The sequence below is a fragment of the Profundibacterium mesophilum KAUST100406-0324 genome (assembly GCF_009835145.1).
GTDB lineage: Bacteria > Pseudomonadota > Alphaproteobacteria > Rhodobacterales > Rhodobacteraceae > Profundibacterium > Profundibacterium mesophilum.
The window spans coordinates 1-5,675 of the sequence record NZ_APKE01000046.1 but is presented as its reverse complement, the minus strand read 5'-3'; the positions used below and the strand labels follow the sequence as shown (position 1 = coordinate 5,675).

General features: G+C 63.4%; 4 protein-coding genes and 1 tRNA gene. 2 read left to right on the top strand and 3 right to left on the bottom strand.

The genetic code is table 11. The features are described 5' to 3' along the window. Positions 1 to 77: 77 nt before the first annotated feature. Positions 78 to 539: a site-specific integrase gene (locus tag PMES_RS15905; RefSeq protein WP_159966707.1), complete on the bottom strand. Its 462-nt coding sequence runs from the start codon at positions 537 to 539 to the stop codon at positions 78 to 80. Positions 540 to 1,160: 621 nt separating this feature from the next. On the opposite strand from PMES_RS15905, the gene PMES_RS15900 reads away from it, so the two are divergent. Then, the gene (locus tag PMES_RS15900; protein WP_159966706.1) at positions 1,161 to 2,540 is read left to right on the top strand and encodes an ISL3 family transposase; all 1,380 of its coding nucleotides are present in this window, start codon (positions 1,161 to 1,163) and stop codon (positions 2,538 to 2,540) included. 145 nt (positions 2,541 to 2,685) lie between these two features. Here the strand turns inward: PMES_RS15900 and PMES_RS15895 are convergent. Both PMES_RS15895 and PMES_RS15890 read right to left on the bottom strand, forming a co-directional pair. Next, a tRNA-Thr gene (locus PMES_RS15895) sits at positions 2,686 to 2,762 on the bottom strand. A gap of 43 nt (positions 2,763 to 2,805) precedes the next feature. Next, positions 2,806 to 4,470: an ABC transporter permease gene (locus tag PMES_RS15890; protein WP_438943248.1), complete on the bottom strand. Its 1,665-nt coding sequence runs from the start codon at positions 4,468 to 4,470 to the stop codon at positions 2,806 to 2,808. 84 nt (positions 4,471 to 4,554) lie between these two features. Between PMES_RS15890 and PMES_RS15885 the strand changes: the two genes are divergently transcribed. Then, positions 4,555 to 5,427, top strand: a complete 873-nt coding sequence (locus tag PMES_RS15885; RefSeq protein ID WP_159966705.1) for a hypothetical protein — start codon at positions 4,555 to 4,557, stop codon at positions 5,425 to 5,427. Positions 5,428 to 5,675: the final 248 nt, after the last annotated feature.

Below are 5,675 nucleotides of genomic sequence, written 5' to 3'. Positions count from 1 at the left end.
AGAGCAAAAGTGGACGACTTTTGCGCCGCCCGCCCCGGCAAAATACCGGCGCTACCGTGGCCTAATTTGCAACCGCCCTATACATTTGGCGGCTTGCGCACATCGGCCATCGGATTGACGGCAATGAGTCCCCATTCCCGGCGAGCGATGCTCAGGACAGCGGAGAGCAAGACCATTTCGCGGATGACCGAGCCCGCCGACACCTCGCGCAGCCGCCGATCCCGCCAGTCCGCAAAATGTGCGGGTGCCAATTTCGACATGGAGATCTCGGCGATTCGGTCCTGCCGCATCCTGCGCAGCCGCATGATCTCCCATCGCTCACCCCGCTTGCGGGGGCTGACCTCATCGGCGTAGCGGGCCAGCACGTCGCGGAATAGCGTCTTTTCCCCAGCTGGTACGGCGGTCTCGATCAGGTATTCCTGCCGCGCGGCCCATTCTCGTGCCGCTGCTTTTGTAGGGAACACCTTGGAGGATCGCCGCCCCTGGCGCGCAACCTCTGCCCGCCACCGGCCCCCGGCCATTTTGCGGAAGCTCGCCATACCCCCTCCTTTTACGGCTATTCGGATAATCATGTTGAAATGACCTCACAACGTAGTATCCTGTTTCGGACAATCGTGTGGAATTGGGGTGTCTCATGGGAATGATCGAAGACCTTAAAAGAGCGGAGGCGGCGGTCGAACGGATACGGCGCGAGATCGCGCAGGGGCCATGTCGGAAGTATGGGCACGACTGGCAGTTCTCCGGCGGCAGGAATGCCGGATGTGATGGTGGCGACTGCTGCGCGTGTTCGGTGCCCGTCCACACCTGCTCGAAATGCGGCGATTGCGACTATGGCGATAACGAAGAGGCTGATGATGTTCGATCTGATTGCGCTCGGATGAATGGGCGCGGATAACAGAAAGCTTGTGATGAAAAAGATTGACCTGGAGTGCCCGAAGTGCGGTCGGAAGCATAAGGCCATAAAGTTCGATGACGATCCGCCAAATGCAGTGAAAGCATGGATCATTTGTCCAGAATGCTGTGGAGGAGATTTTGGCACGACGCAGTATGAGGACGCGGAAGGGAAAGAGGTTCCTTGGGACACAGTAGACTCCACATCCTAATCCGAATGGTGCTTTATCGGCTCCATGGCGAATCTCATGTATCTTCCGGACTGGACTGTGACTGATTACGAGATCGATAGTGACGGCGCTTATCGCATTCCGGCCAGCTATGATGTGGCTCCGGAGCACTGCGTGAAGTGTGGCACTGTCGGCAATCTCTACAAGCATGGGACCAAGACCACTGTCTATGTCGATGCGCCGGTGCATGGTCGCCAGACCTTCATTGAGGTCAAACGCGCCCGCTATCGGTGCCGAGACTGTGGCGGAACCTTCATGCAAGACCTGCCCGACATGGACGACAGCAGGCGCATGACGGTCCGGTGTCGTGAATACATCGCCGCTCAGGCGCTTTTGAAGCCGAACACGCATGTCGCAGATGATGTCGGCGTCGATGAGAAGATCGTCCGCCAGATCGGCAAAGAGAACGCGGCTGTTTTGCTGGAAGATCACGCCATAAACATTCGCGCTCCGCGCATTCTGGGTCTCGATGAGTTGATGCTCGGCGGCGAAATGCGCTGCATCATTGTAGACATCGAGGACAGTTGGCCTATCGAATTGCTCCCGAGCAGAGATCAGGGTGCGGTGCATCGCTTTCTCTGCACTATTCCCGGCAGAGAGGAGGTCAAGGTCGTGGCTATGGATATGTGGAAGCCCTACCGCGCCGCAGTCCATCACGCGATGCCGCAAGCCATCGTCATCGTCGATAAGTGGCACGTTCAGCGCCTCGCCAACGATGCTATGGAAACGGCGCGGAGGCGCTTTCAGGGCCTTCTCGAAGCCCGTGATCGGCGCGAGCTGAAGAAGGGCCGGAAGATGTTTCTGACGCGTCCGTTCAATCTCTCTCCGATGGAACAGATGAACCTCGACGGCTGGCTCAAGAACACACCCGAGCTGCGAGGTGCCTATGAGGCCAAAGAAGGGTTTATGGACATATGGAGCTGCCGGAAGTCTGAGACTGCGAAAGCGGCGCTGGATGACTGGCGCACGTCTCTGCCTGCACACTTGCGCCCGGTGTTCGGTCCGGTGCTGACGGCGACCAAGAACTGGGAGACCGAGATCCTGAATTACTTCGATCATGGCCGCTACACCAACGCGGCCACCGAAGCCCGTAACCGAGTGATCAAGATGACCAACCGTCTTGGCGCTGGATACAGCTTCCCCGCGATCCGTGCGCGCACGCTGTTTGGAAAGAGACCTGGGCGGGTGAAGAAGGAGAAGGCTGCTGCCGAAGTTGCCCGCAAGGCAGCGATGGTTCAATGCGACATCTGCAAGGCGCTCTTTGGGCCTGCGATCATTGAGATCAACCACATTCGACCTATCAGACACGGCGGCACCACAGAGGTCAGCAACCGGCAGATGGTCTGCCCTAACTGCCATCGACTCCACACAGAGGACTGGCTCAAACCGGTTCACGATTCCACACCCTTATCCGAATAGCCCCTTTTACGCATATGCGGGAATCGTGCGTAATGAGGTGCACAAAAGTGCGTATCAGGGCAAGTCAGGGATGCGGGAGGAAGGCGGCAAACCTAGGGTTTTGCCCTTATTTGCTTGCCTAGACGTGGCATCGGACTGCAAAGGGTGGTGCCGGCGGAGGGATTCGAACCCCCGACCCTCGACTTACAAGATCGCCGCTCTGGCCAACTGAGCTACGCCGGCATCCGCGTCTGCCATAAGGCCTTCGATCGCCGACGGCAACCGTTCAGGCGCGGTTGGCACGTGCCATCACGGCCACCGCCGCAAGCCCGACCCCGATCACCAGCAGCGCCGCCGGGGCGGCCTCGCCGATCTTCTCGAGCGAGGCCTGCTCATGGACCCTTGTGGCCAGAGTGTTGTAGTTGAAGGGCCGCAGCAGGAGCGTCGCCGGCAACTCCTTGACGGCATCGACGAAAACCAGCAGCAGCGCCGTGCCCACGGAGCCGCGGATCAACGGCACGTAGACACCGCGCAGGGTGCCGCCGGCGGTGCGCCCGAGCGCCCGCGCCGCCATCGGCAGGCTCGGGGAGACGCGGCCCATCGCGGCATCGGCAGCACCTTGGGCGATGGCGAAGAAGCGCACGCAATAGGCCAGGACGATCCCCGCCGCCGATCCGGTCAGCAGCAGGCCCGGATCGTGCCCGGTCACAGCCAGGATGCCATCGGCGACCGCGTTGTCGAAGGCCGCGAGGGGCAGCAGGATCCCGAGACCGAGCACCGCCCCCGGCGCGGCGTAGCCGATCGTCGTCACCGGCATCAGAAGGCGCGGCAGGCGCGAGCGTGCAAGGCGCACCCCGTAGACCATGAAGAGTGCCCCCAGCACCGTCAGAACCGCCGCCGAGCCGCCGACCGTCAGGGTGTTGAGCAGCGCCTTGAGAAGGCCGGGATCGACCCAGCGGTCCGGCTGCTCGATCGCATGGGCGGTGATGACCGAGATCGGCAGGACGAAACCCACGGCGACCGGCAGGGCGCAGGCGGCGCAGGCCGCCCAGCCGCGCAGACCGCCCAGCGTGATCGGGCTGCTCTCCCGGTCGGAGCGCGAGAGGCGGTAAAACCGGCTGCCGCGCCGGCTGACCTTTTCGAGGGTGACGAGGACGAGAACCAGCATCAGGATGACGCAGGCGATTTGCGCGGCGCCGCCGGCATTGCCCATCTCCAGCCAGACGGTGAAGATCCCGGTGGTCAGCGTCTGCACCCCGAAGAACTCCACGGTGCCGAAATCGTTGACCGTCTCCATCATCACCACCGCCGTTCCCGCGGCGATCGCCGGGCGCGCGAGGGGCATGCCAACCCGCCAGAAGCGCGCCAGCGGCCCGGCCCCGAGGGCCCGGGCCACGTCGAAGGTGCATCCCGCCTGCTCGCGAAAGCCCGCCCGCGCCAGCAGGTAGACATAGGGATAGAGCGAGGCCGCGAGGACGATGATCGCCGCACCGCGCGAGCGGATGTCGGGAAACCAGTAGTCGCGCCCGTCGGCCCAGCCGAACTGCGCACGCATCGCGGTCTGCACCGGACCGGCATATTCGAGGAAATCGACCAGCGCGTAGGCGCCGACATAGGCCGGGATCGCCAGCGGGAAGAGCAGCGCCCATTGCAACACCGCCCGGCCGGGGAAGCGGTACATCACCACCAGCCAGGCGGTGACCGTGCCCGCGACCGCGGCAAGCAGCCCCACCCCCAGCATCAAGATCACCGTGTTGCCGAAGTAGCGCGGCAGCGTGGTGCTCAGAAGATGGGCCCAGATCGGCTCGCCCGGCCGCGCGGCAAGCGCGAGGACCGCCAGGATGGGCAAAAGAACAAGGATCGCGATCGCCGCCGCCCCGAGCGACCAGCGATCGAGTTGAGCCGGCCAGCGACGCGGCCTTGGTATCCGAGCGATTTTGTCGGTCATCATCTGCGCCGCCATAGCCAAATCCGGTTCCCCTGTCCAGAACAGACAGCTATGCTGAATGCCAGTGCAGACCGGCCGGAAGATCAGATGGAAATCGCCTTTCACATCGGCGCCCATTGCACCGATGAAGACCGTCTTCTGAAGTCACTGGGGCGAAATCGCGATCAGCTTGCCGGTTTCGGCATCGTGGCGCCGCCGGCCGGTCGTTACAGGGCGCTGCTGCGCGATATCGCGACGCGTCTGCGCGGGGCACGGGCCAACGAGGAAATGCAGGACGCGCTTCTCGAGACGATCCTCGAGGGCGCCGATCCCGAACGCCTGATCCTGTCGAACAAGAATTTCCTTTCGGCGCCGGGCCAGTCGATCGCCGGCGGACGCCTCTATCACAAGACCCACAAGGCGGCATGGCTGCGCGCGCTTTTTCCCGACCATCCCGTCTCGTTCCACCTCGCGATCGCCAACCCCGCGACATTCGTGCCGGACCTTTATTCGCAGGCGAGCGTGCAGAGCGACCTGATGGCATTCGTGGACGGCGATCCCGCGGGCCTGTCATGGTCCGACATGATCGCCCGCTTGCGCGAGGCCTGCCCCGATGCGCCGGTGACGGTATGGTGCCACGAGGACGCGCCGCTGATCTGGCCGGCGGTGCTCTGCGCGCTGACTGGCCTGCCGGACGGGCTGCCGCTGAACGGCGAGCTCGACATGCTGCGCCCGATCATGTCGCAGGAGGGGATGGGCCGGCTGCGGCGCTACATGCGCAACCGCCCGCCAAAGAGCACCGAGATGCAGCGCCGCGTCGCCGCCGCCTTCCTCGACAAATACGGCATCGACGAGGAGATCGAGGTCGAGCTCGACCTGCCGGGCTGGACCGCGCAACTGGTCGCCCAGCTGACCGAGGATTACGACCGGGACGTGGAGCGCATCGCCGCCATGCCCGGAGTGACCGTTCTGGGCCATTGATCCTGCCGCGGCGCAGGCGCGGCCCGCATCGGCGTGCCTCCACAGGTGAGGGCGCCGGGCACGGGAAGAACGAAAAGCCATCTGCGGAGAAGAGCCGCGGCGCCGGTGCCGCGCCGAAGGCGGGCGCAACGCCCCTTGCCCAACCGCTAATTGTCGTTTTCTGTCTGACCTAATGGGATGAACTGCCTTCCCGCCAAACCGCAGCTATTGTTGCGGGCATCGGTGGAGAGATAGGAGCATTCTGATGG